The 23,487-nt window shown below is 62.5% G+C and carries 22 protein-coding genes; 21 read left to right on the top strand and 1 reads right to left on the bottom strand.

The genetic code is table 11. The annotated features are described in order from the left end of the window. Positions 1-113 precede the first annotated feature (113 nt). The 8 genes from mltG to nusB all read left to right on the top strand — a co-directional run bounded on the left by mltG (position 114) and on the right by nusB (position 6,877). Positions 114-1,508 (top strand): endolytic transglycosylase MltG, encoded by a 1,395-nt coding sequence (mltG, locus tag ACLRGI_RS21230; RefSeq protein WP_419203437.1) that lies wholly within the window; start codon positions 114-116, stop codon positions 1,506-1,508. Further along, positions 1,505-2,359: a shikimate dehydrogenase gene (locus tag ACLRGI_RS21225; protein ID WP_419203436.1), complete on the top strand. Its 855-nt coding sequence runs from the start codon at positions 1,505-1,507 to the stop codon at positions 2,357-2,359. Before mltG ends, ACLRGI_RS21225 begins: the two co-directional genes overlap by 4 nt. 26 nt (positions 2,360-2,385) lie before the next feature. Then, positions 2,386-3,585, top strand: a complete 1,200-nt coding sequence (gene aroC, locus ACLRGI_RS21220) for a chorismate synthase (RefSeq protein ID WP_419203435.1) — start codon at positions 2,386-2,388, stop codon at positions 3,583-3,585. Next, positions 3,585-4,142 carry a shikimate kinase gene (locus ACLRGI_RS21215; protein ID WP_419203434.1) on the top strand — a complete coding sequence of 186 codons (558 nt, stop codon included), beginning with the start codon at positions 3,585-3,587 and terminating at the stop codon, positions 4,140-4,142. The genes aroC and ACLRGI_RS21215 overlap by 1 nt, the downstream gene beginning before the upstream one ends. Beyond that, positions 4,139-5,230, top strand: coding sequence for a 3-dehydroquinate synthase (gene aroB, locus ACLRGI_RS21210; protein ID WP_419203433.1), 1,092 nt, complete (start codon positions 4,139-4,141; stop codon positions 5,228-5,230). The genes ACLRGI_RS21215 and aroB overlap by 4 nt, the downstream gene beginning before the upstream one ends. Beyond that, a complete protein-coding gene (locus tag ACLRGI_RS21205; protein WP_419203432.1) occupies positions 5,227-5,748 on the top strand; it encodes a tetratricopeptide repeat protein in 522 nt (173 codons plus the stop codon). The genes aroB and ACLRGI_RS21205 overlap by 4 nt, the downstream gene beginning before the upstream one ends. A gap of 155 nt (positions 5,749-5,903) precedes the next feature. Continuing rightward, the gene (gene efp, locus ACLRGI_RS21200; RefSeq protein WP_011774957.1) at positions 5,904-6,467 is read left to right on the top strand and encodes an elongation factor P; all 564 of its coding nucleotides are present in this window, start codon (positions 5,904-5,906) and stop codon (positions 6,465-6,467) included. After that, positions 6,467-6,877: a transcription antitermination factor NusB gene (gene nusB / locus ACLRGI_RS21195; RefSeq protein ID WP_011774956.1), complete on the top strand. Its 411-nt coding sequence runs from the start codon at positions 6,467-6,469 to the stop codon at positions 6,875-6,877. Before efp ends, nusB begins: the two co-directional genes overlap by 1 nt. Before the next feature lie 70 nt (positions 6,878-6,947). On the opposite strand, the gene ACLRGI_RS21190 is transcribed toward nusB, so the two are convergent. After that, positions 6,948-8,231: a PrsW family intramembrane metalloprotease gene (locus ACLRGI_RS21190; protein WP_419203431.1), complete on the bottom strand. Its 1,284-nt coding sequence runs from the start codon at positions 8,229-8,231 to the stop codon at positions 6,948-6,950. A gap of 110 nt (positions 8,232-8,341) precedes the next feature. Between ACLRGI_RS21190 and pyrR the strand changes: the two genes are divergently transcribed. The 13 genes from pyrR (at position 8,342) to ACLRGI_RS21125 (ending at position 23,379) form a co-directional block, all read left to right on the top strand. Next, entirely contained in the window at positions 8,342-8,926 is a 585-nt protein-coding gene (gene pyrR / locus ACLRGI_RS21185; RefSeq protein ID WP_419203430.1) for a bifunctional pyr operon transcriptional regulator/uracil phosphoribosyltransferase PyrR, read from the top strand. Then, complete coding sequence (locus tag ACLRGI_RS21180; RefSeq protein WP_419203429.1) at positions 8,923-9,930, top strand: aspartate carbamoyltransferase catalytic subunit; 1,008 nt, start codon at positions 8,923-8,925, stop codon at positions 9,928-9,930. Before pyrR ends, ACLRGI_RS21180 begins: the two co-directional genes overlap by 4 nt. Beyond that, positions 9,930-11,255 (top strand): dihydroorotase, encoded by a 1,326-nt coding sequence (locus ACLRGI_RS21175; protein WP_419203428.1) that lies wholly within the window; start codon positions 9,930-9,932, stop codon positions 11,253-11,255. The genes ACLRGI_RS21180 and ACLRGI_RS21175 overlap by 1 nt, the downstream gene beginning before the upstream one ends. Further along, positions 11,255-11,776, top strand: a complete 522-nt coding sequence (locus ACLRGI_RS21170; RefSeq protein ID WP_419203427.1) for a PH-like domain-containing protein — start codon at positions 11,255-11,257, stop codon at positions 11,774-11,776. Before ACLRGI_RS21175 ends, ACLRGI_RS21170 begins: the two co-directional genes overlap by 1 nt. After that, a complete protein-coding gene (carA, locus tag ACLRGI_RS21165; protein ID WP_419203426.1) occupies positions 11,757-13,004 on the top strand; it encodes a glutamine-hydrolyzing carbamoyl-phosphate synthase small subunit in 1,248 nt (415 codons plus the stop codon). Before ACLRGI_RS21170 ends, carA begins: the two co-directional genes overlap by 20 nt. Beyond that, entirely contained in the window at positions 13,004-16,312 is a 3,309-nt protein-coding gene (gene carB / locus ACLRGI_RS21160) for a carbamoyl-phosphate synthase large subunit (RefSeq protein WP_419203425.1), read from the top strand. Before carA ends, carB begins: the two co-directional genes overlap by 1 nt. Continuing rightward, entirely contained in the window at positions 16,305-17,177 is an 873-nt protein-coding gene (pyrF, locus tag ACLRGI_RS21155; RefSeq protein ID WP_419203424.1) for an orotidine-5'-phosphate decarboxylase, read from the top strand. Before carB ends, pyrF begins: the two co-directional genes overlap by 8 nt. Positions 17,178-17,335: 158 nt before the next feature. Next, positions 17,336-17,662, top strand: coding sequence for an integration host factor, actinobacterial type (gene mihF / locus ACLRGI_RS21150; protein ID WP_024816819.1), 327 nt, complete (start codon positions 17,336-17,338; stop codon positions 17,660-17,662). A 21-nt stretch (positions 17,663-17,683) separates the two neighbouring features. Then, positions 17,684-18,256, top strand: coding sequence for a guanylate kinase (gmk, locus tag ACLRGI_RS21145; RefSeq protein ID WP_419203423.1), 573 nt, complete (start codon positions 17,684-17,686; stop codon positions 18,254-18,256). 39 nt (positions 18,257-18,295) lie between these two features. After that, positions 18,296-18,556 carry a DNA-directed RNA polymerase subunit omega gene (gene rpoZ, locus ACLRGI_RS21140; RefSeq protein WP_017197559.1) on the top strand — a complete coding sequence of 87 codons (261 nt, stop codon included), beginning with the start codon at positions 18,296-18,298 and terminating at the stop codon, positions 18,554-18,556. Between the two features lie 27 nt (positions 18,557-18,583). Then, positions 18,584-19,840 carry a bifunctional phosphopantothenoylcysteine decarboxylase/phosphopantothenate--cysteine ligase CoaBC gene (gene coaBC / locus ACLRGI_RS21135; RefSeq protein ID WP_419203422.1) on the top strand — a complete coding sequence of 419 codons (1,257 nt, stop codon included), beginning with the start codon at positions 18,584-18,586 and terminating at the stop codon, positions 19,838-19,840. Positions 19,841-19,916: 76 nt separating this feature from the next. Further along, positions 19,917-21,146, top strand: coding sequence for a methionine adenosyltransferase (gene metK, locus ACLRGI_RS21130; protein ID WP_014921971.1), 1,230 nt, complete (start codon positions 19,917-19,919; stop codon positions 21,144-21,146). Positions 21,147-21,288: 142 nt separating this feature from the next. Then, positions 21,289-23,379 carry a primosomal protein N' gene (locus ACLRGI_RS21125; protein ID WP_419203421.1) on the top strand — a complete coding sequence of 697 codons (2,091 nt, stop codon included), beginning with the start codon at positions 21,289-21,291 and terminating at the stop codon, positions 23,377-23,379. The last annotated feature ends 108 nt before the right edge of the window (positions 23,380-23,487 follow it).

Here is a 23,487-nt window from a genome sequence, read left to right as displayed (position 1 = left end):
CCCCCCCCCCCCCCCCCCCAGATCAGTATCAATGTCTCGTGGGCTCGGAGATGTGTATAAGAGACAGCCCAACCCCCGTCGCGCCGCCAACCCCCGTCGCGCCCCCAGCGCCTGTGGATGAGGTTGGTGACGCCGATGTTCGTGTAGATGAGGCAACCGCTGAGCCGGACGGCCAGCAGCAGGACGTTCATGCGGAGGAAGCCCACTTCCACGATTCCAGTGAATACCCTGAGGCTGATCATGGCCATATCCAGCATGATGACCTGGAACATGAACCTGCTTTCGCCGGTCATCACGCGGTTTCTGCGGACGGCCACGAGTATGCGCCGCATGATGCCCACTATGAACTCGACATCCATGAAGAACTTCACGATGATGCTCAGCTCCATGATGAGCACCACCATGACCTCATTGCTCCTGTCGGCAGTCCGGCGTCCAAGGCTGCCGCGAAGAAGGCCCGCCGCCGTCGTCGTGTCCTGGCACTCCTGATCACGCTTGGTGTCTTCGTAGCGGCCATCGCCATAGGTGCCCAGTTCCTGAAGCCCTTGCTGGGCATGGACAGGGTTACGGACTACCCGGGCCCGGGTACGGGATCGGTTAACATCACCGTGCCCGAGGGATCCGGTCCCAAGGCCGTAGCCAACGAGCTCGTTGAAAACCGCGTGGTTGCCGATGCTGATGCGTTTGTGGAGGCATTCCTGAGTGAGGGCGGCGAACTGTCTCCCGGCGACTTCACGTTCCGCACGGAAATGAAGAATTCGGACGCCGTGGCTGTCCTGGTCAACAAGGACGCCGGGAAGGTGATGTACTTCGCGCTGAGCGCAGGTCTGCGCATCAATGAATCGTTGGAGGCCATCTCCAAGGGCTCGGGCATCCCCGTGCAGGAGCTCAACGCGCTTAATCAGGCGCCGGCTCAGTTCGGTGTTCCCGCCAAGGCTAAGAACCTGGAAGGCTTCCTGGCTCCCGGGGAATACCGCTTTGAGCTTGGTACACCCGCAAAGGACATCATCCAGAAGCTGGTCACCACTACCCTTGATGAACTCAAGTCCCAGGGGGTTACAGACCCCGCCAAGCAGTACGACACCGTCACCATCGCCAGCATCGTGCAGGCGGAAGGCGGTCAGGCAGACTACGGAAACGTGGCAGGCGCCATCTACAACAGGCTTAAGCCGAACAACATTGAGACCAGCGGTCTGATCCAGTCCGACGCCACTGTTACGTACGGCCTGGGCAAGAAGTCCTTCCACCTCACTGAGGAAGAAAAGGCCGACAAGTCCAACGCCTACAACACCTACGCCAATGTCGGGCTGCCTGTGGGACCTATTGGATCACCGGGCAAGACCGCCATTGATGCTGCAGCGAAACCAACACAAAACGAGTACCTCTACTGGGTGACCATCAACCTGGACACCAAGGAGACCAAGTTCTCCAAGACGCTGGCTGAGCACAACACCTATGTTGAGCAGTACAACGCGTGGTGCCAGGCCAACGCGGGACGGTGTGTGTGAGTCGTCGCGCCGCAGTCCTCGGGCACCCGATCTCACATTCGAAGTCTCCGGCACTGCACTCTGCTGCCTACGCCAAGTTGGGTGTGGACATCGAGTACTCAGCGGTAGATGTCACCGTGGATACGCTTCCTTCGTTCATGGAGTCGCTCCGCGGTGATGACACCTGGTGTGGCCTCTCGGTGACCATGCCGCTGAAGTCGGCCATGGTCAAAGAAGTGGACGAAGTCCGCGGAGTGGGCGCTCATCTGGGCGTCATCAACACAGTTGCTTTCGAGCACGACGCCGGACAGGTTCGTCGGGTGGGCTACAACACTGATGTGGCTGGAATAGTTGAGGCAGTCCGCTACGCCGGCGTAGTTGCCGCACCCCATGCGGCGATCCTCGGCGGCGGCGGCACCTCGGCGGCGGCCGTCGTCGCGGTTCAGGAACTTGGCGCCCGCCACGTCGAGGTTTTCGTTCGCGACGCCGGACGAGCCGGTGATGCCCAAGCAGCTGCGGCCGCCGTCGGTGTTTCCCTCACCATCAGGCCCCTGGCTGAAGCCGCAACTGCTGTTGCCGGCATGGACCTTGTCATCTCCACATTTCCACCTCGTGCCGCCGATTCGCTGGCGGAGGTGCTGGCAGGGCTGCCGGGCACCGAAGCGGGGGTCCTGCTGGACGTCGCCTACGATCCCTGGCCCAGCCGCCTGGCCGAGGTGTGGCATGGCCACGGGGGAGCGGTGGTCCCGGGCCTTGAGATGCTGATGTACCAGGCGGCCGAGCAGATCAGGCGCTTCAGCGGCTGTGACGTGGATGCCGCCGTCATAGATGTGATGTGCGACTCAGTCGGGCTTCCCCGGCGAGTGTTCTAGAAGCCTTACATGGCAGGATTGGTTATATGTTGCGTTGGTTGACTGCCGGTGAATCCCATGGTCCGGCCCTGATCGGAATTGTTGAAGGCGTGCCTGCCGGTGTTGAACTCACCAGCGGGCAGATTCGTGACGCTTTGGCGCGTCGCCGCCTGGGCTATGGGCGTGGTGCCCGCATGAAGTTTGAGCAGGACGAGGTCACCATCATGGGCGGGGTCCGGCACGGCCTTACCCAAGGTGGCCCTGTTGCCATCCAGGTTGGAAACACCGAGTGGCCCAAGTGGGAGCAGATCATGTCTGCCGACCCCGTGGATCCTGAAGCCCTTGCCGACCAGGCCCGCAATGCACCTTTGACCCGTCCGCGCCCGGGACATGCCGATTTCACGGGCATGCAGAAGTATGGGTTCGACGAAGCCCGTCCGGTCCTTGAGCGTGCCAGCGCACGTGAGACCGCCACGCGCGTGGCCCTCGGAACCGTTGCTGCCCAGTTCCTGAAGCAGCTGGGCATCGAGTTGGTCAGCCACACAGTTTCCATCGCCAGTGTCAGCGTTCCCGAAGGCAGGCCGTTACCGCTCGCGAAGGACGTCATCGCCCTCGACGCCGACCCCCTGCGTTGCTTCGACCGCGAGACGTCCGATTCGATGGTGGCCGAGGTGGATGCCGCCCACAAGGAAGGCGAGACCCTGGGCGGCGTAGTAGAGGTCCTGGCCTACGGGCTTCCCCCCGGACTCGGCAGCTACGTCCACTGGGATCGACGCCTCGATTCCCGGCTGGCGGCCTCGCTCATGGGTATCCAGGCCATCAAGGGCGTAGAGGTGGGAGACGGTTTCCTCACGGCCTCACGTCGTGGATCTGCTGCCCACGATGAGATCCTCAAGGACGGCAACGGTAAGATCGTCCGCCAGACCAACCGGGCCGGTGGCATTGAAGGTGGCATGAGCATCGGTGAGGTTCTCCGTGTTCGGGCGGCCATGAAGCCGATCGCCACGGTTCCTCGCGCCCTTCGCACCATTGACGTCAGCACCGGTGAGCCTGCCAAGGCACACCACCAGCGTTCAGATGTCTGCGCGGTTCCCGCTGCCGGGGTTGTAGCCGAAGCGATGGTGGCCCTGGTTCTCGCCGAGGCTGTCGCGGAGAAATTCGGAGGCGACTCCGTCGCCGAAACGCAGCGGAATCTGCAGAGCTACCTTGAGAACATCCCGGCCACCCTGGACTCGGTCGGCCGGTAGTGGTCCGCGCTATCCCCGATGGCCGTCCCGTTGTTCTCGTTGGCCCCATGGCCGTAGGAAAATCGGCGATCGGCCAGCAACTGGCCCACCAACTCGGTCTCCCGTTCGTGGACACTGATGCAGTGGTTGTAGCTGCCCACGGCAGCATCGCAGACATCTTCGCCGGCAGGGGAGAGCACGCGTTCCGCGAAATTGAAGCAAGAGCCGTGGCTAAAGCCATCGAGTCCGCCAAGGTGCAACCGGCCATCATTTCCCTGGGCGGGGGTGCGGTTCTTGACTCCGGTACCCAGCAGCTGCTGGGGGAATGCACTGTGGTCTACCTTGAGTGTGACGCGGAAACCGTTGCTGACCGGATCGCGCGGAACACGGGCAGGCCTTTGCTGCAGGGTGACGCGATGAACCGATGGGAAGCCTTGTTTGCCACGAGGCGTCCTGTCTACGAGCGCCTGGCGGACCTTGTCATGGACGTCCGTTCAGGATCCGTGACGGAAATCGGCCTCCATCTGGAGGAGCGGCTGCGTCAGCATGCAGCCTTGAAAGAGGAAGTTGAAAAGTGAGCAACGAAGCAACTGTCATCAAGGTGACCGGTCAGTCCGTTAACGAGAACTACGACGTCGTTGTGGGCCGGGGCCTGTTGGACACCTTGCCCGAAAAGCTTGGCGAACGTGTCCGACGCGTTCTGGTGATCCACCCGCGGGCCCTCCGCCTTACCGGCGATACTGTGCGGGATGAACTGGAGGCTGCGGGATTCACGGCACTCACGGCGGAAATTCCGGATGCGGAAGAAGGCAAGCACATCCAGGTTGCGGCGTTCTGCTGGCAAGTGCTGGGCCAGAACGATTTCACCCGGTCTGATGCCATCGTGGCAGTTGGTGGCGGTGCTGTCACGGACCTCGCCGGCTTCGTGGCGGCCACCTGGCTCCGTGGAGTCAAAGTCATCCACATGCCCACGAGCTTGCTGGGCATGGTGGACGCCTCCGTGGGTGGCAAGACGGGCATCAACACAGCCGAAGGCAAGAACCTCGTGGGGTCCTTCCACCCGCCGGCGGCTGTGCTGGCTGACTTGGACACGCTGCAGACCCTGCCCAAGAACGAGCTCATTTCCGGGATGGCGGAGGTCATCAAGTGCGGCTTCATCGCTGATCCGGCAATCCTCGACCTCGTGGAGAAGAACACCGACGCAGTGATGGACCCGGGATCGGATGTTGTGCGGGAGCTGATCGAACGCGCGATTTCCGTGAAGGCTGACGTCGTTTCCCAGGACCTCAAGGAATCCGGTCTCCGGGAGATCTTGAATTACGGTCACACCTTGGGCCACGCCATCGAGCTCGTGGAGAGATACTCATGGCGTCACGGTGCCGCCGTTTCCGTGGGCATGATGTTCGCTGCCGAGTTGTCGCGAAGCGTTGGACGCCTGTCCGATGCTGACGCAGACAGGCACCGCACCATCCTGGAGAGCCTCGGATTGCCCATCACCTACCGCAGGGACCGGTGGCAGGGCCTTCTGGATGGAATGCGCCGTGACAAGAAGTCCCGTGGCGATCTTCTCCGGTTCGTTGTCCTCGACGGCGTTGCCAAGCCGGGCATCCTGGAGGTCCCCGATACGTCACTCCTGTTTGCCGCATACCAGGAGATCGCATCATGACCGTCACTCTTCGTGAGGGCATCAGTGACTGGCCGACAGCCGGCTTCCCGGGAGTCCGGTTGAACCCGGACACTTTGCTACCCGTGGTTGTCAATGAGGAAGCCATGGAGTCCGCCCTTGCGGCCTCCGAAGATCCGGCGGATCGCATCATGGCCCTGCTGCTCGATAACCAGCCCAACGAGGCAGCCGAGTTGTTGGCCGAGGCACGCTACAAGGATCCGGAGTCGTTCCGGTTGAGGATTTTTGAAGCGGAAGTCCACCGGGCAACCAATCGACTGGACCGTGCAGTGCAGCTGTTTCGTCACCTGTTGCAGGATGTCCAGGGAAGCTCGAAGGAAGCGATCGTTCACCAGTACCTGGGCCGGGCATATTTCGTCAGCGGCAACGCGCTGGCGGCATCCGAGGAATTCGCCAAGGCCTTGGACCTGCGCGTCGCCATGGCCGCCGATGCAGCGTTGATCTACTCATCAGCTGTTGCCCTGCAGAGGGCCCGGAATGTGCTCGAACTCGCTTCCTGAAGCCCCCGGAAACCCGGCTCGCAGGCCTTAGCCCTATTTGCCGGTAGAATGGTTCTTGGATTTTTGATAAATACGCGCTGGCGGGCCGCTTGGCATGCCTGCTTGGCATAGACAAACTGGCAGCTTGAACCAGTGAGAGAAACCAGAGGATACGAGTGGCAACCACAAACGACATCAAGAACGGGACCGTACTGAAGCTCGAGGGCCAGCTCTGGAACATCATTGAGTTCCAGCACGTCAAGCCGGGCAAGGGCGGAGCCTTCGTTCGCACCAAGATGCGCAACGTCATGTCCGGCAAGGTGGTCGACAAGACCTTCAACGCCGGCCTGAAGATCGAAACCGCAACGGTTGACCGCCGTGATTACCAGTACCTGTACCAGGACGGCGAAGACTTCGTCTTCATGGACACCCAGGACTACGACCAGATCACCGTATCCGGTGCCACTGTGGGCGATGCCACCAACTTCATGCTCGAGAACCAGATGGTCAACATTGCCATCCACGAGGGCACGCCGCTGTACATCGAATTGCCCCCGAGCGTCGTCCTCGAAATCACCTACACGGAGCCGGGCCTGCAGGGCGACCGCTCCTCGGCAGGCACCAAGCCCGCAACGGTGGAGACCGGCTACGAAATTCAGGTTCCGCTGTTCGTTGAGCAGGGCACCAAGGTCAAGGTAGACACCCGCGATGGCAGCTACTTGGGCCGGGTCAACGACTAGTGAGCGCACGCGGTAAAGCCCGTAGCAGGGCACTCGAAGTACTTTTCGAGGCGGAGCAACGCTCCGTTTCGGCTTTCGACGCGATGACAGCGCGCCGGGAGAAGACCGATCTTGTCATCAACCCCTACACGGTGGAAATCGTAGAGGGCGTTGTTTCCATGCAGGCAACCATTGATGAGTTCCTGCAGACCTACGCCCAGGGCTGGACGTTGGAGCGTATGCCGTCCGTAGACCGCATCATTCTTCGCATAGGCGCATGGGAACTTCTCTACAATGACGAAGTTCCGGACGGCGTAGCCGTGAGTGAAGCCGTGGCCCTTGCCAAGACGATGTCCACGGACGAGTCGCCGGCATTCATCAATGGGCTGCTCGGCCGTTTGCAGAAGCTCAAGCCGTCACTTCTCGCTTAGGTATTCAAGAGTGAAAGGACCCGCATCCACCGGATGCGGGTCCTTTTGTGTTGCTCATGGGGCGATGTCGCTACTGAAGCACCGCCGCCCTGAGGGAGGGGATGCTGCGGAGGTGCTCCAACTCATCCTGCTGGTGAACAGGGACATCGCGGCCGCTGAGTATCCGCTGCCTGGTGAACGCCAGTGCAGTGGCCTGTTTGATGAATGACTTCATCTGCTGGCCCCGCCCGCGTGAGGATGCCCAGCGAACAGCCTGCCGCCTGCCCCGTGAGGTGGCCAGCATCTCCACTTCGGCCGGAGTGAACCAGCCGGCCCGGGCATACTCGAGGAGCCGTTGACGTGTGAGCTTTCCTTCGGCGATCCGGAGGAGAATGATGCCGACGGCGGCGACCAGGAAGATCGGAACCTGGACCACGAAGTACTCCACCAGGAAGTTCTGCCCCATGCTGTTCCAACGGTTGTGCAGGAACATCGCGGGCAGCAAGCCTACAAAGAACGCCAGGACGGCATACCCCGAGTGCCATTTCCGCGCAGCGAAGCCCATGACCAGCCCGGTTGTTCCTGTGAACACGGCGTGCGCGAACGGTGACATGACGCCGCGGAGGATGAAGATCCGCACCAGGTCGGTACCTGGATCGCTGGACGAGGCAATTTCGCGGCCAAAGTACAGGATGTTCTCCGTGAAGGCGAAGCCGGCGGCAATGGTAAAGGCGAAAACGACACCGTCAACAGGTCCGTCAAAGTACTTCCGTGCTGCCAGGATCAGGACCAGCAAGCCCAGTGACTTGCTGAACTCCTCCACAATGGGGGCCTGGACCGTGGCCATGAAGTAACTGAAGGCTTCTTCGCTGGAGGTTGGTGCGGCAAGTGCGAAGATCGGCTGGATGAGCAGCGTCCCGGCAACGGAAACTGCTGCACCCCAAGTGAAAGCGAACCATAGGAGCCTCTTCGGCTCGGGCTCCCAGCGATCAATCAGACGAACTGTCAGCAGCACCACGGACAGTGGAATGAGGGAGGCGATGAAGCCGATCACGAAACCGGCAATACCCGTATTTCCCAGGAGAAACGGCACCACCAGCAACAAGCTGCCGAGAACCAAGACGGTTCCCACAATGAGTAACGGAAGTATTCCCCAGGATCTGCGCGCCGGCGGTGCTGGCGGTACGGCCCAGCTTTGCCGGGGGAGGTTCGTCGGATTACCAGGAGCCGGTTGATAGTTCCCGGGCTGCACGCGTCCGATCCAGGTGGGGTTGGCACCAGGTTCCAGATAAGGCCGGGGATACGGTTGGCCGTGGGGGTTCATGGTCATGGGCAAGAGCCTATTCCACGGCAAGGAGTGTGAGTTTAAACTCACGCTCTGCTGTGGCCCACGGTGAGGCGTGAATGGGACCCTGTGGTAGCTTGGAAAAGCAAATATTCCTTTTTTAATTCCGTCCCGTGAGGCGGGGAAAGGGGAGACGAGCGATGACTGAAGTCACTTCAGCGCACGTGCCGTCACGGGTTGTTCTCAATCAGGCGGACATTGATCGTGCGCTCACTCGTATCGCCCACGAGATCCTCGAAGCCAACAAAGGCTCCCGGGACCTGGTCCTGTTGGGCATTCCCAGCCGTGGCTATCCTTTGGCAGTACGGCTTGCCAAGAAGATCGCAGCTGCAGACCCGACCGTGAACGCCGAGACCATGGTCGGACAGTTGGATGTCACCATGTTCCGTGACGACCTCTCACACCAGCCCACACGGCCCCCGCGCCATACCCGGCTTCCGTTGTCCGGCATCGACAACAAAGTTGTTGTCCTGATCGACGACGTCCTGTATTCGGGCCGTACCATTCGCGCCGCATTGGACGCCTTGGTTGACCTTGGCCGCCCGCGGATCGTCCGGTTGGCTGTGCTGGTGGACCGGGGACACCGCGAGCTTCCCATCCGTGCAGACCACGTGGGCAAGAACCTGCCCACTTCCTCCTCCGAAAAAGTCCGGGTTCACCTCGAGGAGATCGACTCCGTGGATGGCGTTCCCGTCAACGAGGTAGTAATTGAGGCCGGCAAGTGAAGCACCTCCTTTCCACCGAAAACCTCAGTCTCTTCGACGCCATTCGTGTTCTGGACACAGCTGAGGAAATGTCCGCAGTCGGCGAGCGTGAAGTAAAGAAACTACCGGCCCTGCGCGGCCGTACCGTGGTTAACCTTTTCTTCGAAGACTCCACCCGTACCCGTATTTCCTTTGAAGCCGCAGCCAAACGCCTGTCAGCCGATGTCATCAACTTCGCCGCCAAGGGGTCCTCGGTTTCCAAAGGGGAATCCCTCAAGGACACGGCGCAGACCCTCGCAGCCATGGGGGCGGACGCCGTCGTCATCCGCCACTGGGCTTCCGGCGCCCCGCATCGGCTCGCTGCCACCGACTGGATCGATGCCGCAGTCATCAACGCCGGTGACGGTACCCATGAGCACCCAACGCAGGCGCTCTTGGATGCGTTCACCATGCGCCGGCATTGGTCGCAGGTCAACGGCACAGAGTCCACGGGGGCGGACCTGTCGGGCATGCGGGTAGCCATTGCAGGAGATGTCCTTCACTCCCGTGTGGCCCGGTCCAACGTATGGCTCCTGAAGACCTTGGGCGCCCAGGTTACTTTGGTGGCGCCGCCCACGCTGCTGCCGATCGGCGTCGAGCACTGGCCTTGCAAAGTCAGCTACAACCTGGACGAGACGCTGGAAGCCGGCATCGACGCCATGATGATGCTGCGTGTCCAGGGTGAGCGCATGAATGCCTCGTTCTTCCCCTCGACCCGGGAGTACTCGCGGCGCTGGGGTTTCGACGACGCAAGGCTCCGCGCCCTGGACGATCTGGGCATGAAGGACACCATCATCATGCACCCCGGCCCCATGAACCGAGGTCTGGAGATTTCTTCTGCCGCCGCCGACTCGCCGCGGTCAACCGTGCTCGCCCAAGTGCGAAACGGCGTCTCGGTCCGCATGGCCGCCCTTTATCTGCTGCTCTCCGGGGATTCCCGCGAAGCCGCCCCGAACGTAAGCCAGTCCAGCAAGGAGACCAACTGATGGCCGAGAACACCTACCTGATTCGTGGGGCCGCCATCCTGGGCGGTGAAGCTGAAGACCTCTTGATCCGAGACGGTGTCATCGAAGCCCGTGGCAAGGACCTCTCAGCTGAGGACGCAACTGTCATCGACGCCCGGGGCCTCGTCGCCCTGCCCGGCATGGTTGACGTTCACACCCACTTGCGCGAACCCGGCCGCGAAGATGCCGAAACAGTGGAAACCGGCACCCGCGCCGCTGCGCTTGGAGGCTTCACCGCCGTCCACGCCATGGCCAACAGCAATCCGGTGGCAGACACCGCAGGCGTTGTGGAGCAGGTTCACACCCTGGGCCGCGCGTCCGGCTGGGTGGATGTGCGGCCGGTGGGAGCAGTGACGGTGGGCTTGGCCGGGGAACAGCTCGCAGAACTGGGCGCCATGGCGGACTCCCGTGCCCGGGTCCGGATGTTCTCCGACGACGGCATCTGCGTCCACAATCCCGTCCTTATGCGCAGGGCCCTTGAATACGTCAAAGCGTTCGACGGCGTCGTGGCCCAACACGCGCAGGAACCGCGCCTCACCGCCGGTGCACAGATGAACGAAGGCACTGTCTCTGCGGTACTTGGACTCACCGGCTGGCCGGCTGTTGCCGAGGAAAGCATCATTGCCCGTGATGTCCTTCTCGCCCAGCACGTTGGTTCCCGCCTCCACGTGTGCCACGTGTCCACTGCAGGATCCGTGGAAATCGTGCGCTGGGCGAAGGCGCGGGGAATCAATGTCACGGCAGAGGTCACCCCGCACCACCTGCTCCTTACAGATGAACTGGTCCGAAGCTACGACCCCGTCTACAAGGTCAACCCACCGCTGCGTACTGATGCCGATGTCCAGGCACTCCGTGAGGGCCTGGCGGATGGCACCATCGACGTCGTGGGAACTGATCACGCCCCGCACCCCAGTGAGCACAAGGAGTGCGAATGGGCGCAGGCAGCCATGGGCATGACCGGCCTTGAAACCGCCCTGTCCGTGGTTCAGGAGACCATGATCGAAACCGGCCTCATGAACTGGGCCGACTTCGCCAGGGTCACTTCGTTCACGCCTGCAGTCATCGGCCGGGTCGCTGACCAGGGCCGCCCGCTGGAAGTTGGCGAACCGGCCAACGTCATCCTGGTGGACCCGGCTGCGCGATGGACCGTCGACCCCCATAAAATGGCAACCATGGGCCGCAATTCACCGTTCAAGGGCAAGAAGCTGCCCGGATCGGTCGTCGCGACGTTCTTCAAGGGCCACCCTACGGTTCTTGATGGCCGGCTCAACACGCCGTACAGGTACCCGGCGGTCAGCAGCAACTAATGGACAACCAAACATTGACCGTGCTCATCATGGTGCCGCTGATCGTCGTCGTCCTGGCGATGATCTGGCTGGGATGGCGCAACCGGCTGAGGCGACAAGCCGACGTCGAACGCCTTCCAGAGGTGCCGCAGCAGCTGACGCCAGCCACGGTCGTCGCGGACGGCCAGTACGTTGCCACCACCACGGCGGGGGACTGGCTGGACCGGATCGCTGCGCAGGGACTGGGTATCCGGACCAACGCGGAACTGAGCATCCACGCTGAAGGCGTACTGTTCGACCGATCCGGTGCCGCTCCGGTGTTCATCCCGCGGGACGCGCTGCTGGATAGCCGTGAAGCCAACGGCATGGCCGGGAAGTTCGTCGAAAAGGACGGACTCCTGGTCATCAACTGGAAACTCGGTGCCCGGGAACTCGATACCGGATTCCGTTCCAGGCACGCAACAGACAAGCAGCTCCTCCTCGAAGCCCTCCAGGAATTGATCTCCGCAGCCCCTCAGGCAGATGCCGATAGTGGAAAGTAATAAAGTGACGGATAGTAAAGCAGCCACCACACCCACCCCCTCAGCAGCAGTACTTGTGCTCGAAGATGGCCGCATGTTCCGCGGCCGCAGCTACGGAGCGCAGGGAACCGCCCTCGGTGAGGCCGTCTTCGCCACCGGCATGACCGGCTACCAAGAGACCATCACAGACCCCTCCTATGCGCGCCAGCTGGTGGTTCAGACCGCCCCGCACATCGGCAACACCGGCGTCAACAGCGAAGACGCTGAATCCCGCCGCATCTGGGTGGCCGGATACATCGTGCGCGACGCCGCCCGCCGGCCCTCCAACTGGCGCTCCGAGCGCAGCCTCGATGATGAACTGGTGGAACAGGGAATCGTTGGTATCCAGGGCGTAGACACCCGTGCCATCACCCGGCACCTCCGCGAGCACAAGACCATGCGTGCAGGCATCTTCTCCGGTGAGGCAGCACAGGCCACTGACAAGGAACTGCTGGATGCAGTCCTGGCCAGTGCACCCATGGAAGGCGCAGCCCTGGCTGAGGAAGTCTCCATTGATGAGGCCTACGTTGTGGAACCCAAGGACCACGGCTGGGAAGGCGAGCCCCGCTTCTCCATTGCGGCCGTTGATCTTGGTATCAAGGCGATGACTCCGGTGCGCTTCGCAGAGCGCGGCGTACGTGTACACGTCCTGCCTGCCACGTCCACCCTGGAGGACGTCAACTCGGTCAAGCCGGACGGCTTCTTCATGTCCAACGGACCCGGCGACCCCGCTACGGCAGACCACCAGGTCTCCCTGCTGCGCTCAGTGCTCGATGAGAAGCTCCCGTACTTCGGTATCTGCTTCGGCAACCAGATCCTGGGCCGCGCCTTGGGTTTCGGGACCTACAAACTCCGTTACGGCCACCGCGGCATCAACCAGCCGGTCATGGACCGCCGGACCGGAAAGGTCGAAATCACGTCGCAGAACCACGGCTTCGCCGTTGACGCACCGCTGAACGGTTCCACCGTGGCGCCGGAAGAGCGCTTCGGGCGGGTGGAAGTCAGCCACGTTTCGTTGAACGACGACGTCGTCGAGGGACTCGCCTGCCTCGACATCCCTGCGTTCTCGGTTCAGTACCACCCCGAAGCCGCGGCCGGACCGCACGATGCCGCCTACCTCTTCGACCGCTTCATCGACCTCATGGCCGATACCAAGTCCAAGGCCACAGCTGCCGCCTCCACCGACTCCAAGACTGAGGACAAGAAGTAATGCCCAAGCGTACAGATCTCAAGAGCGTCCTTGTCATCGGATCCGGTCCCATCGTCATCGGCCAGGCGGCTGAGTTTGACTACTCCGGTACCCAGGCGCTTCGCGTCCTCAAGGAGGAGGGCCTGCGGGTCATCCTGGTCAACTCCAACCCGGCCACCATCATGACGGACCCCGAGTTTGCCGATGCCACTTACGTGGAGCCCATCACTCCTGAGGTGGTGGAAAAGATCATCGCCAAGGAGCGTCCGGACGCCATCCTGCCCACCTTGGGCGGCCAGACTGCTTTGAACACTGCCATTGCGTTGGACAAGAACGGCGTGCTGGAGAAGTACAACGTGGAACTTATTGGCGCGAACATTGCCGCCATTGAGCTCGGCGAAGACCGCGAGAAGTTCAAGGGCGTGGTGGAGCGCTGTGGCGCGGAGTCCGCACGCAGCCACATCATCCACACCATGGAAGAGGCCTTCGCTGCTGCCGAAGACCTCGGCTACCCCATGGTGGTCCGTCCGTCCTTCACCATGGGCGGGCTGGGCTCAGGCTTGGCTTACAACGAGGACGACCTCCGCCGCATCGTCGGCCAGGGCCTGCAGTACAGCCCCACCACCGAGGTCCTGCTCGAAGAAAGCATCCTCGGCTGGAAGGAATACGAGCTCGAGATGATGCGCGACAAGAACGACAACGTCGTTGTTGTTTGCTCCATCGAGAACTTCGACCCCGTAGGCGTCCACACCGGTGACTCCATCACGGTTGCTCCGGCGCTGACCCTCACCGACCGCGAGTACCAGAAGCTGCGCGATGTCTCCATCGCCGTTATCCGCGAAGTTGGCGTGGACACCGGTGGCTGCAACATCCAGTTCGCCATCGATCCCGCCACGGGTCGCGTAGTGGTCATCGAGATGAACCCGCGTGTCTCGCGTTCCTCCGCCCTCGCGTCCAAGGCAACCGGCTTCGCCATCGCCAAGATCGCCACCAAGCTCTCCCTTGGTTACACCCTGGACGAGATCCCGAACGACATCACGCAGAAGACGCCGGCCTCTTTCGAGCCCACGTTGGACTACGTCGTCGTCAAGGTTCCGCGTTTCGCCTTCGAGAAGTTCCCGGCAGCGGACAACACGCTGACCACCACCATGAAGTCTGTTGGTGAAGCCATGGCCATGGGCCGCAACTTCACCGAAGCCCTGCAAAAGGCCCTTCGCTCGTTGGAGCAGAAGGGCTCGCAGCTGGACTTCAGCTCGGTGCCGGAATACGAGGTTGCCGAGCTCATCGAGAAGGCCAAGCGCCCCACCACGGACCGCCTGCACCAGGTGCAGCGCGCGCTCCTGGGTGGCGCCACGGTGGAGGACCTCTTCGAAGCCACCAAGATCGACCCCTGGTTCCTGGACCAGCTGCAGCTCCTGAACGAGACCGCGCAGGAGATCCGCAAGGCCGGCGTGCTCACTGAGGAAATGCTGCGCAACGCCAAGCGCCACGGCTTCTCCGACGAGCAGATCGGTGCTCTGACGCACAACAATGAGGCAGTGGTCCGCGGCGTCCGCCAGGCCCTGGGCATTCGTCCGGTCTACAAGACGGTTGACACCTGTGCCGCTGAGTTTGCCGCTTACACCCCGTACCACTACTCGTCCTACGACGAGGAAGATGAGGTAGGCCTGCACGCCAAGCCCTCCGTCATCATCCTGGGTTCAGGCCCCAACCGCATTGGCCAGGGCATCGAGTTCGATTACTCCTGCGTCCACGCCTCCATGGCACTGCGCAAGGCCGGCTACGAGACGGTCATGGTCAACTGCAACCCCGAGACAGTCTCCACCGACTACGACGTCTCCACGCGCCTCTACTTCGAGCCGCTGACCCTTGAGGACGTCCTCGAAGTCATTGCCGCGGAGGAGCGCACCGGTGGGGTCATGGGCGTTTTCGTGCAGCTTGGTGGCCAGACTCCGTTGAAGCTGGCCCAGCAGCTCGCCGACGCCGGGGTCCCGATTCTGGGCACGTCACCGGAAGCAATTGACCTCGCCGAGCACCGCGGCGCCTTTGCCCGGGTCCTTGACGAAGCCGGGCTGACCTCCCCGAAGAACGGCACCGCCGTTTCCTTCGAGGACGCCAAGAAAATTGCCGACGAAATCGGCTACCCGGTGCTGGTCCGCCCGTCCTACGTCCTGGGCGGCCGCGGCATGGAGATCGTCTATGACGAAGCGAACCTCTCCCGCTACATCGCCAACGCCACGGAAATCACGCCGGACCACCCGGTGCTGATTGACCGCTTCCTCGAAGATGCCGTCGAAATCGACGTTGATGCACTCTTCGATGGCACTGATATGTACCTCGGCGGGATCATGGAACACATCGAAGAAGCCGGTATCCATTCCGGTGACTCCGCTTGCGTGCTTCCTCCCATTACCTTGGGCAATAACGTGATCGAGCGTGTTCGCACGGCAACCCGGGCCATTGCTGAAGGTGTGGGCGTGCGCGGTCTCATCAACATCCAGTTCGCGCTGGCCTCCGACGTCCTGTACGTCCTTGAAGCCAACCCGCGTGCTTCCCGCACCGTTCCGTTCGTCTCCAAGGCAACGGGCGTGCAGATGGCCAAGGCCGCTGCCCTCATCGGCACGGGTGTGACCATCAACCAACTCCGCGGTGCCTACAAGATGCTGCCGGAAACCGGTGACGGTTCCACCCTGCCCTTGGACGCCCCGGTTGCCGTCAAGGAAGCAGTCCTTCCGTTCAGCCGCTTCCGCACTCCTGAGGGCAAGGTTGTGGATTCCCTCCTCGGCCCGGAAATGCGCTCCACCGGCGAAGTTATGGGCATCGACAAGCACTTCGACACCGCGTTCGCCAAGAGCCAGGCCGCTGCGAACAACGCGCTGCCCACCGAAGGAAAGATCTTCGTCTCGGTGGCCAACCGTGACAAGCGCTCGGTCATCATGGGCGTGAAGCGCCTCTCGGACCTGGGCTTCGAGATCGTCTCCACCGGCGGCACTGCAGACGTCCTGCGCCGCAACGGCATCCAGGCGACTCCGGTCCGTAAGGTGGCCGAGGGCAGCAGTGCTGAAGGCGAAGGCACCATCGCGGACCTGGTCATCGCCGGCGAGATCGACATGGTCTTCAACACCCCCTCCGGTGGCGAAGCCCGCAGCGACGGATACGAACTGCGTGCTGCGGCCACATCCATCGGCATTCCCTGCATCACCACTGTTGCCGAGTTCAACGCCGCAGTTCAGGCCATAGAGGCCCTGCGTACCTACGAATGGTCCGTTACCAGCTTGCAGGAGCACGCAGCCAACCTGGCGGCAGCCATGGAAGCAGCCAATGCCTGAGCCTGCTACACCACAGCAAGAGCAGCGGCCGGCCCGGGAGTCCTTTGGCTCCCGGCTGGCTGCGGCCATGGCCACGCGCGGTCCACTCTGCGTCGGAATCGATCCCCACCCGCAGCTTCTGGCTGACTGGGGATTGAACGACGACGTCGCCGGCCTGGAGCGTTTCTCGCTGACGGTCGTGGAGGCCGTGGCTTCCCTCGCTGCCGCGGTCAAGCCGCAGGTGGCGCTCTATGAGCGGCACGGTTCGGCAGGCATGGCGGTCCTGGAACGCACCCTGGCCGCATCTGCGGAGGCGGGCGTTCTCAGCATTGCCGATGCTAAGCGGGGCGACATCGGCTCCACTATGGCCGCGTACGCGGATGCGTGGCTGCGGGACGGTTCTTCCTTGGCTGCGGACTCCGTGACCCTGAGTCCGTACCTTGGTTTTGAGTCGCTGCGCCCGGCTTTGGATCTTGCTGCGAAGCACGGCAGGGGAGTGTTCGTGCTGGCATTGACCTCGAACCCTGAAGGTAAGTCCGTTCAGCACGTTGGTGGACGCGATTCCGTGGCTCGCAGTATTGTTGCCGCTGCAGCCCTTGAAAATCAGCGCTATGCCGGTGCCCTTGGGTCTGTTGGCTTGGTGGTGGGGGCAACCATTGGTTCCGCCCTGAATGATTTGGATATCGATCTCGGGCCGGTCCGCGGCGCGATCCTGGCCCCGGGACTCGGTGCGCAGGGAGCTACTCCTGCTGATCTCCGAGCTACGTTCGGCAGTGCTTACCCCACGGTGCTGGCCACCTCCAGCCGCGGGATTCTGGCCGCTGGTCCCTCTTTGGCAGGCCTGCGGGCAGCAACAGAAGAGACGCTGGCCGGACTCCGTTCATAAAGCAACGCGGGGTCACTTATGGCCCCTCGGAAGCCCTCTAAAGGGCCGTAAGTGACCCCGCGTTGTTCGAACTCATTGCGCAACCGGGCCCCTGCCGGTAGGTTCAGGATCAGTCCGCGTGATCTGGATCACAATTGCGATCTGACAGGGGTTTGGCAGTGGGCCTTAAAGAGCTGACACCACAGGAGCGCTCCGATGCGCTTGAAAAGGCTGCCAAGGCGCGGGCCGTACGTGCCGCGGCCAAGGAAAGGCTCAAGCGCGGTGAGGTGAGTATTGCGGAGCTGATCTCGTCCGGTACTACGGACGAGGCAATTGCGCGAATGCGTGTGGTGGAACTTCTGGAGGCGCTTCCGGGCATTGGCCCGGTCCGGGCTGCCGGAATCATGGCGGAGATAGGCATCGCCGGATCCCGGCGGATCAGGGGCCTGGGAATTCACCAGGCCCGGGCGCTGGTAGATTTTATGGATACCCAGCAAAGCGTTTGACGCATCTCCCCGAAGGAATCCGTGAGCAAGAAACCCGGACTGACTGTCCTTGCAGGCCCCACTGCCGTTGGCAAGGGAACCGTTTCCACCTACATCAGGGACAACTATCCGGAGGTTTGGCTCTCAGTCTCGGCTACCACCCGGGCGGCGCGTCCGGGCGAAAAGGACGGCGTCCACTATTTCTTCAAATCCGCTGAGGAGTTTGACGCCCTGGTAGCTGAGGGCGAACTTCTGGAGTGGGCAGTGGTGCATGGCCAGAACCGCTATGGGACGCTCCGCAGCACCGTCGACGCGGCTATCGCCGACGGCAAATCGGTGCTGCTGGAGATCGACCTCCAGGGCGCTCGGCAGGTCAAAGCGGCCGTCCCGGACGCCAATTTCGTGTTCCTGGCACCGCCCAGCTGGGACGAAATGGTCCGCCGCTTGGTGGGCCGCGGCACTGAAACTCCCGAGGAACAGCAGCGCAGGCTGGAAACCGCTAAACTGGAACTTGCTGCTGAACCGGAGTTTGACCACACCGTCATCAATGACGACGTTCGCCGGGCAGCGGACGAGCTTGTTTCACTCATGGGGCTTACCCCGCACCAGCGCTAAGCGCTTGCATTTGTTGGCCCGCTAAAATTTGGAGAATTCGTGTCCACGAACCTTGAAGGCATCATCAACCCGCCGATCGATTCGCTGCTTGAGGCTGCTGATTCCAAGTACGGCCTGGTCATCTTCGGCGCCAAGCGCGCCCGCCAGATCAACGCCTACTACGCACAGCTGCACGAGGGCCTGTTCGAGTACGTCGGCCCGCTGGTTGACACCAAGCTGAACGAGAAGTCGTTGTCCATCGCACTGCGCGAGATCAACGAAGGCCTTCTGGTTTCCACGCCGATCGAGCCCGCCGAATAACAAAGACTGCCTGTTGACGGAGGTCACGTGCGCATAGTCCTCGGAGTCGGGGGAGGGATCGCAGCCTACAAGGTTGCATCGCTCCTCCGGCTTTTTACTGAAGCCGGTCACAAGGTGACGGTCATTCCCACGGAAGCCGCAACCCGCTTTGTCGGCGTGGCCACGTGGGAAGCCCTCTCCGGCAACCCTGTGAGCAACAGCGTCTTTGACGACGTCGAGAAGGTCAACCATGTCCGGTTGGGGCATGAGGCGGACCTGATCGTGGTTGCTCCTGCCACGGCCGACCTCCTGGCCAAGGCCGCAACCGGGCAAGCGGGCGACCTCCTCACCAACACGCTCCTCATGGCCCACGGACCGGTTCTGTTTGCTCCTGCGATGCACACGGAAATGTGGCAGCATGCCGCAACCCAGGCCAACGTCGAGACCTTGCGCAACCGGGGCGTGACGGTGCTTGAGCCTGCTTCGGGTCGCCTAACGGGTACGGACTCGGGTCCTGGCCGCTTGCCGGAGCCGGACGCGATCTTTGCAGCTGCCATGGCTTTGGCCGGGGCTTCCGTGGACAGCGAAACGAAGACAGCGCCTGCCGCGCATGCATCCTTGGCAGGCCGTACCGTCACCATTTCCGCTGGCGGGACCAGGGAAGCGCTGGATCCCGTCCGGTTCCTGGGCAACCGGTCCTCTGGAAAGCAAGGAGCGGCACTGGCTGCTGCAGCCCTTGCCGCCGGGGCAACCGTGAAATTCCTCGCAGCGCACATGGACGTCGAGCCGCCTGCCGGCGTCGAGCTTTTTCGCGTTGAATCAGCCTTGGAACTGCGCGAGGCGGCGCTTAAAGCGGCTGCGGACTCCGACGTCGTCATCATGGCCGCTGCGGTGGCTGACTTCCGTCCGGCCGAGGTGTCGGACACCAAGATCAAGAAGGTCGACGGCGAGGATGCGCCCGTTGTGCGGTTGATCCGCAACCCCGACATCCTGCACGAACTCGTGGAGCGCCGCAATGGCGAGGGTGGCCAGCAGTTGATCGTCGGTTTCGCTGCAGAAACAGGCGATGCCCAGGGAGACGTCTTGGAGCACGCAGCTGCCAAGCTCAAACGCAAGGGCTGCGACCTCCTGGTGGTTAATCAGGTGGGCATCGGCCGAGTGTTCGGCCAGGATGACAATTCCGTGGTGATCCTGTCCGGTCACGGAGCCGAACCGCAGTCGGCCGCCGGCTCCAAGGCCGACGTTGCCGCTGCCGTAATTGACCGGGTGGGCTCCGAGCTCACACGGGTCTTCCCCGCCGTGTAACTGAGACCACACCCGAATTCTTAGCAAAGGGACACAGGGCAGATGCCGCCGTCCCGCAACCCAGTAAGGTGGTCGAGTGACTTTACCGCTGCACCATGAACACCATGGCACCCCGTCCAAGCTCCGGCTCTTCACGTCCGAGTCGGTCACTGAAGGGCACCCGGACAAGATCTGCGACCAAATCAGCGATGCCATCCTGGATGCGTTGCTGGCTGCTGATCCGGAATCCCGAGTGGCCGTTGAAACCATGGCCACCACAGGCCTGGTGCACGTGGCAGGCGAGGTCACTACAGATGCCTATGTCGAAATTCCGCAGATCGTCCGTGAGACCATCCTTGGCATCGGGTACGACTCCTCCGCCAACGGTTTCGACGGCGCCCGCTGTGGTGTGTCCGTTTCCATAGGCCAGCAGTCCAACGACATCGCCGGTGGCGTGTTCAACTCACTCGAGGCCCGTGAAGGCCGCCAAGAGGACGACTACGACCTCCAGGGTGCAGGCGATCAGGGCATTATGTTCGGCTACGCCAGTGATGAGACGGCGTCGTACATGCCCACACCCATCTGGCTGGCGCACCGTTTGTCTGAACGCCTCACCGAAGTCCGCAAAAACGGCGAACTCGCTTACCTTCGCCCGGATGGCAAGACCCAGGTCACCGTGGGGTACGACGGCGACCGGCCGGTTTCGGTTGAAACCGTGGTGATTTCCAGCCAGCACGCAGAAGAAGCAAGCCTTGAGCAGCTTCGTGCGGACCTTGCCAGCTACGTGATCGACCCCGTCCTGTCGGCGTCGAATCTGGACATTGCCCGCACGGCGAACATCCTTAACCCTGCCGGCGCCTTCGTCATTGGCGGTCCGGTAGGCGACGCCGGCCTCACAGGCCGAAAAATCATCGTGGACACGTACGGTGGATTCTCACGACACGGCGGCGGCGCTTTCTCTGGCAAGGATCCGTCCAAGGTGGACCGTTCGGCTGCCTATGCCATGCGTTGGGTTGCCAAGAACGTGGTGGCGGCCGGACTGGCAAAGCGCGCTGAAATTCAGATTGCTTATGCCATCGGGCAGGCGCGCCCTGTTGGAACGTACGTTGAGACGTTCGGCACGGAAACCGTTGACCCGGCCCGCATCAGCGAAGCCATCGACGAACTGTTCGACCTCCGTCCCCGCGCCATCATTGATGCCCTTGACCTGAAGCGGCCCATTTACACCAAGACGGCGGCTCATGGTCACTTCGGCCGCGACGAGCCCGACTTCACGTGGGAGCGCCTGGACCGTGTGGCTGACCTGAAGGAATACTTCAACGCTTGATCTGTTTTTGTCAGTGGCTCGTGATTGGCTGGTGCCAGAGAGATGCCCGCAGCGGGTCTATCCCGCTGCGGGCATCCTGTGTTTGAGGTGTATGGAAGCGTTTCGTTCATAGAGCATGCGAATCAACCAGGAGGTGACGGGCATGGCAGGACATGAGGCCCAACCGTCGTTGCTTCAGCCTTCGTTGCTTCAGGGATTCCCGGACCGGGCTCCCGTCAATGGACCCCCTTTGGCTGCGCAGAATCCCGTTGCCCGCGTAGTGCTGGAGTCGTCCGTGCCGCACCTCGACAGGCCCTTCGACTACAGTGTTCCCGCCGAGCTCTCCGGGACTGCTGTACCCGGCGTCCGTGTGAAGGTGAAGTTCAACGGCCAGGAACTGAACGGCTTCATCATTGAGCGCCGGGAGGATTCAGACGCGGCCCACCCGCTGGCTCCGCTACATAAGGTTGTTTCCCCCGTAGCAGTCCTGACTCAGGCCACTCTGGAGCTTGCCGGGACTGTCGCTGCCCGATATGCCGGAACGCTGAGCGACGTCCTGAGAACAGCTATTCCTCCACGGGTTGCCAAAGTGGAGAAGGAACTGCTGGCCGGAGACTTTGACGCGGGCATCGTGGACCTGAAACCGGCCACGGATGCCCACCCCTGGGCTTCCTATCCCAAAGGGGCGCCATACTTGCAGCATCTGGCCAAGGGCGGCTCCCCAAAGGCTGTCCTTACAGCCCTTCAAGGGTTCGGCCCTGACGGCTGGCCGGCCCTCGTGGCGTCTGCTGTGGCTACTGTCCGGGCGTCCGGGCGTGGTGCAGTGGTGGTGGTGCCGGATTATCGGGATCTTGAGCAGGTGGAAACGGCCCTTGCCAACGTCCTGCCACCTTCCGATGTCGCCCGGCTCACTGCTGATGACGGCCAAACGCCCCGCTACCGGAATTTCCTGCGGCTTCTGAGTGGTGCTGCGGGCGTTGCCATCGGAACTCGTTCGGCGGCTTATGCTCCTGTCCGCGACCTTGGCTTGGTGGTCTGCTGGGACGACGGCGACGACCTCCACATCGAGCAAAGGGCCCCCTATGCACATAGCAGGGAGGTCCTTCTTCTTCGGGCCGAGCAGGAAGATGCCGCCTGCCTCATGGTGTCCCATAGCCGCAGCACCGAACTCCAGCGCCTCGTGGAGATGCAATGGGCGGTGCCCATCGAAGCGCCGCGAACTACTGTGCGTGCCACAGCGCCCAGGGTTCTCAACACAGCTGACAGTTTCGAGCAAGAACGTGATCCGCTGGCCCGCATCGCGCGTTTGCCCGGCGCTGCGTGGCGGGCGGCCAAGGAAGGCCTGGAACGCGGGCCAGTTCTGGTGCAGGTGGCAAGGGCCGGTTACGCCCCGTCCCTGGTGTGCGAGACGTGCCGGGAGCTGGCACGCTGCAATGCCTGCCAAGGGCCCTTGGCGGTGTCCAGCAGTTCTGCCATGCCCGCGTGCCGGTGGTGCTCCACACCGGCTCCTCAATGGCGCTGCACCCACTGCAATGGGAATAGGCTGCGCCGGGGAGCAGCTGGAGTCATGCGGACCGCTGAAGAGCTGGGAAGGGCATTCCCAGGCAAAGCTGTGGTGACGTCCTCCGGAGCGCACGTCAAGGCAACGGTCCCGGATGCTCCCGCATTGGTGGTGGCTACGGTGGGTGCCGAGCCGGTTGCCCCCAACGGCTATGCGGCTGCCCTGCTGTTGGACGGCAACTCGCTGCTCCGGCGCGAGAACCTGCGGGCGGGTGAGGATACCGTTCGCCGATGGTTCAACGCGGCCTCCCTCGTGAAGCCGGCCGCGCAGGGTGGACTCGTGGTCATTACTGCGGATGACACCGCGGCCACGGGAGCATTGTTGAGATGGGACGCCTCCGGCTACGCATCACGCGAACTTGCACTTCGGAAGGAATTGCAGCTGCCCCCTGCGGTCAGGGTGGCTTCCGTGACAGGCTCAAGGGCCGACGTCGTGCACTTCGCCGAAGCGTTCGAAGCTGGTGCTGCGCCGGGCACCAAACTCCGCAGCGCCGGGCCTGCCCCGCTCCAACTGTTTTCAGGCACGCAATCGGCCGCCGGTGAGGCCGATGCTGACGTGAGGACGTTGTACTTCATTCCGTACGCTGACGCCGCGGCGGCCACGCGCGCCATGCGGGCCGTAAAGGCAGCAAGCGCCGCCAAGCGAACCTCAGGCCCGGTCCAGCTGCGGCTGGACGGTGTCGATATCCTCTAGATGATTAAGTCCTATTGGATTTAGTGGTCGTAGCCGATGAGGGAGCGCTTGCGGGGCGCGTTGATGCGCCAGTTGTGCCAGATGCCTGCGGCGAGGGCGAGGAGTCTG

The organism is Paenarthrobacter sp. PPS72, from assembly GCF_048537125.1.
GTDB lineage: Bacteria > Actinomycetota > Actinomycetes > Actinomycetales > Micrococcaceae > Arthrobacter > Arthrobacter nitroguajacolicus_E.
Note: the sequence above shows the minus strand (reverse complement) of the source record. Positions and strands in the feature narration are given on the sequence as shown.